Annotated in this window: 4 protein-coding genes and 2 riboswitches; of the genes, 1 reads left to right on the top strand and 3 read right to left on the bottom strand. The window is 48.4% G+C overall.

Going from position 1 to position 4496, the window contains the following annotated elements; genetic code table 11:
• On the bottom strand, positions 1-1100 hold a 1100-nt coding region (locus ACR0P9_RS08180), incomplete at its 3' end, for an alanine/glycine:cation symporter family protein (RefSeq protein ID WP_432619081.1).
• Positions 1101-1566: 466 nt separating this feature from the next.
• Positions 1567-1647, top strand: a riboswitch (glycine riboswitch).
• 3 nt (positions 1648-1650) lie between these two features.
• Positions 1651-1725: riboswitch (glycine riboswitch) on the top strand.
• Between the two features lie 76 nt (positions 1726-1801).
• Between ACR0P9_RS08180 and glyA the strand changes: the two genes are divergently transcribed.
• Positions 1802-3055, top strand: coding sequence for a serine hydroxymethyltransferase (glyA, locus tag ACR0P9_RS08175; RefSeq protein ID WP_432619079.1), 1254 nt, complete (start codon positions 1802-1804; stop codon positions 3053-3055).
• A gap of 62 nt (positions 3056-3117) precedes the next feature.
• On the opposite strand, the gene ACR0P9_RS08170 is transcribed toward glyA, so the two are convergent.
• The gene (locus ACR0P9_RS08170; protein ID WP_432619077.1) at positions 3118-3759 is read right to left on the bottom strand and encodes a hypothetical protein; all 642 of its coding nucleotides are present in this window, start codon (positions 3757-3759) and stop codon (positions 3118-3120) included.
• On the bottom strand, positions 3756-4496 hold a 741-nt coding region (locus ACR0P9_RS08165; protein WP_432619075.1), incomplete at its 5' end, for an ATP-binding cassette domain-containing protein. The genes ACR0P9_RS08165 and ACR0P9_RS08170, both read right to left, overlap by 4 nt.

Here is a 4496-nt window from a genome sequence, read left to right as displayed (position 1 = left end):
GTTGTCTCAAATGCTGCAATTGTCAAGTTGGCACCTGTCAAAACAACTTCACCGTTGACAATCGCCTGATTCATCACGCCGGAAGTCAAAATAGCCAGTCCGGTAATCGAGCATACGATAAATGTATCCCAGAACGTACCCGTTCCGCTGATATAGCCCTGGCGCACGTGATTATCTGTTGTTGCAGCAGCTGCGGTAAATGCCGCAGAACCCATGCCAGCTTCGTTGGAAAAACATCCACGAGCAACGCCCTTGCTCATTGCCTGCATCATAGAGGCGACAACGCTTCCAGCGATACCGCCGCCGACTGCCTTGACGGAAAATGCCATGCGGAACATCGTAATCAAGGCGGCCGGAACGGCAGTGATATGTGCCAGAACAACAATCAAGGCACTGACAAAATACAGAACTGCCATAATCGGCACCAAGAAAGACGATACCTTAGAGATGGTCTTTAAGCCGCCGAGAACAATGGAAAATGTCGCAATACCGACGATAATTCCGACAACAACCATCGGTGCGCCGCAAACAGAATGAAATGCTGCCGCAATGGAATTGCCCTGTGTCAGGTTTCCGATGCCAAACGAAGCACCGACAGCAAATGTTGCAAACAAGATAGCAAGAATCTTTGCTGGCTTTACTGCTTTTTTGCCGTATACTTCAGGAATGCCGCGCTCCATGGATACCATTGAGCCGCCAAGAACTTCTCCCTTTTCGTTGTAGATGCGATATTTTGCCGCCAGCGCACACTCTGTAAATTTCGATGTGATGCCGAATCCGGCAGAAATCCACATCCAGACCAAGGCACCGGGGCCGCCTGCTACCAGAGCAGATGCAACACCCGCAATGTTGCCCGTGCCAATGGTTGCCGCTAGTGCTGTACACAGGGAAGCGAATGGTGATACATCACCGGAGCCGCCATCTGTCTGACGAGCTTCTTTTGACAACGTAGAGTGAATGGAAAAAGGCAAATTGCGCCAGACCAAAAATTTGGTACGCAGTGTGAGATATACGCCTGTGCCCACCAGAATGACCAGCATCACAGGTCCCCACACGTATCCGTCTATTCGTGCGATTAGATTGGAAAAAGTTTCTAACATATTCGTTCTCCTTCGTGATGTTTTTTCCGACAAATGGTGTCGGCTGCCAAATCTATCATCAACTGCTGCCGCAGAAAAATGAGCGAGAGGTTATCTATTTCGGCAACAAAAGCGAGAGTCGTTTTCTCGCCTTTGAAAAAACATATGAGAAGTTCGCTTTTACCCAAAAGTGTAATGAGTAGTAATACACTTCGCAAAAATAAGATAAAAAAATGAGGCTCGACACGTTTTTGTGTCAAGCCCCGTTGCTCTACGCCATGCATTATATCGAAATTTTCTCCGTCTTGTAAATAGGCAACATGCATAAATAATTTGCATATTCTTGCATCATTCATGCGCATCGTGCAAAAATCTTGGTTTTTTCATGAATTTCATCCTGTTTTTTCTTGCAATTTTATTTTGTTCGTGCTAAAGTGAAATCAAACAGATACCGCGTTAGGTATCATGCATAAAAGCGAAACGCTGGACGAAGAAGACGGGAGAGCCTGCAATCATGCAGCGCCGAAGGGGCACAAAACTCTCAGGCAAACAGGACCGTTTTTGGACAGCACTCTGGAAAGTCAATGGGGACACCGAAGAAGCAATTTCTCCGTTGAGAAAGAATCTTTCAGGTTCATGAACAGAGACACAGACATCTGAGTATATCAGGTGCCTGTGTCTCTGTTTTTTCATTTTTATTCAAACATTATGGAGGTATTTACATGTACAGCGAAATGATCGATTCCATTGGTATGATTTCTACCGTTGATCCCGAACTTGGCGGCTTCATGCAGGAAGAATTGGGACGTCAGCGCGAAAATATCGAACTGATTGCCAGCGAAAACATCGTCTCCCCTGCCGTTATGGCCGCGATGGGCAGTGTACTGACCAACAAGTATGCCGAAGGTCTTCCGGGAAAGCGTTACTACGGCGGCTGTCAGTTTATAGACAAGGTGGAAACGCTGGCTATTGAGCGTGCCTGCAAGCTGTTTGGCGCGAAGTATGCCAATGTTCAGCCGCATTCCGGTGCGCAGGCAAACCTTGCTGTGTATTTTGCTCTGCTCAATCTGGGCGATACGGTGATGGGTATGGATCTATCGCAGGGCGGTCATCTAAGCCACGGTTCACCGGTCAATATGTCGGGTAAGAACTACCATTTTGTCTCTTACGGTGTCAATGACGAGGGTTTGATCGACTACAAGGAATTGGAAAAGGCTGTGAAAAAGCATCGTCCGAAGCTGATTGTCGCCGGTGCTTCCGCGTATCCGCGCGCCATTGATTTTGAAAAAATGGCAGAGATTGCCCATGGATACGGTGCATATCTCATGGTAGATATGGCACACATTGCCGGTCTTGTTGCCGCCGGACAGCATCAGAATCCAGTTCCTTACGCCGATGTCGTCACGACAACAACGCACAAGACGCTGCGTGGTCCGCGCGGCGGTCTGATTCTGACCAATAATGCGATTTTGGCAAAACGTATCAATTCCGCCGTATTCCCGGGTACACAGGGCGGCCCGCTGGAGCATGTGATTGCAGCAAAGGCCGTATGCTTCGGAGAAGCACTCAAGCCGGAATTTCAGACCTATGCGCGCCGCATCGTTGAAAACGCAAAGGCTATGGCAGAGCAGCTGCAAGCGCGGGGCGTCAAGCTGGTCTCCGGCGGCACAGACAATCATCTGCTGCTCGTGGATTTGACCGATGAGACTTGCACCGGCAAGGATCTGGAAGCCCGTCTGGATTCTGTCCATATTACAGCGAACAAAAATACCGTACCGGGCGAAAAGCGCAGCCCGTTTATCACATCCGGCGTCCGTCTGGGTACGCCAGCTGTCACAACGCGCGGCATGGGCACAGCTGAGATGAAGATTATCGCTGACTGCATTGCCGATTGCATCTTTGATTATGAGGCGAAGAAAGACGAGATTTCCTCTCGTGTTTTGGCACTGACCAAGCAGTTCCCGCTGTATGAATAAGTTTTATACATTATAATGTATAGATGTACAAGCAGGCAGAGACAAATGTCCCTGCCTGCTTTTTATATTGCTTGTTTTGGTTTACCTAACTGATATTTTACAGCGAGAAATACCACAAGAAGGCACAAAATTCCGCCATAGATAACCCAATACTCCAACGTAAAGCCATCCAGCATACGATTCGGGCGGAACAGCAGCGGAATAAAGCTTTCCGCCATCGGTGCCGAGAGACCAATATAGGCTATTCCGACGCCCATATTGATAACCGGAGATGCAAATAGCTGTAAGGCTGCTGCAAAAAGAATTGCCGTACTCACCAACTGGAACACTAAAATGCCGGAAATATACGAAAAATGCGGCAGCGATACATATGTCCAAATATATAGCGGCACATACATCACTTGCTGCAGCAGCATGAGCAGTACTGCCGCAGAGGTAACCGGATGACGCAGAGACTGCAAAACCTCCTTCGTACCGGATTGATAGACCGGCAAGAAAAATTGAAACAGCGACCACAACAGCAGCAACGGCAGAAACATCTGATCGGTTTTAAAAATTTCTCTGGAGGCTGTCATTTCTCCCCATGTTTGCAGATAATGCATCTGATACGGCAGCAAAAACACATACACCAGTGCAATAGAGATTCCCTGCCGCACCAATATCTGCCGTTTCGGATACACAAGCAAAGCAAAGACTTGTTTCATACGGATTTCTCCTTTGCAAGCAAATACAGATACCCATCTTCCAGCTGTGGAACGATTGGCTGCGCAAGAACATCTTCCGGCAGCTGTTCTTCCAAAGAGAGAGCCTTAAGCCAGCGTGTTCCATCTCGATCTTCTACATGACCGATTTGTTTAAACGCGCGAAAATGCTTATTATAATCCTGCTCGGACAATTTCCACACATGGTTCTGTGCAAACTGTGTCAGTTTCTCCACTTCTCCGGAATAAATCACCTTTCCCTTGTCCAGCACAATGGTTTTCAAACAGGTTGAAGCAATATCTTCCGCGATGTGGCTGGAAATCATCATGGGGCAAGTGCCGCGCAGCTGCAGCAGCACATCTTTTAACCGAGCACGCTCTTCAATGTCCAATCCGACGGTCGGTTCATCCAGCAAAATCAAATCCGGTTTGCCCAAGATGGCCTGTGCGATGCCCAGACGCCGTACCATGCCGCCGGACAATTTGCCGCACTTTTTATCTTTCTCGTTGGTCAAATTGGTAAGCTCCAAGGCGCGGTCAACCTCTTGTTCCCACTGGATTCCATCATGCTTGCGCTGCTTGAGCTTAGCAAAATACAGCAGCTGCTCGCGAGCAGTCAGCGTGCGAAAGGCGCCGAATTTTTGCGGCAGATACCCAATGGAGAGAGATTTTTTTCCGTCATCTGCGCTCATGGTACCGCCGTTGGACGAAATCAGCTGTGTCATAATGCGAAACAGCGT

It is taken from the genome of Butyricicoccus sp. (assembly GCF_050872565.1).
GTDB lineage: Bacteria > Bacillota > Clostridia > Oscillospirales > Butyricicoccaceae > Butyricicoccus_A.
This window is presented reverse-complemented; position numbering and strand designations above follow the sequence as displayed.

Excerpts from the sequence above, each read along its gene's own strand:
- glyA (WP_432619079.1), top strand. The coding sequence starts at position 1,802 with ATGTACAGCGAAATGATCGATTCCATTGGTATGATTTCTACCGTTGAT.
- ACR0P9_RS08170 (WP_432619077.1), bottom strand. The coding sequence starts at position 3,759 with ATGAAACAAGTCTTTGCTTTGCTTGTGTATCCGAAACGGCAGATATTG.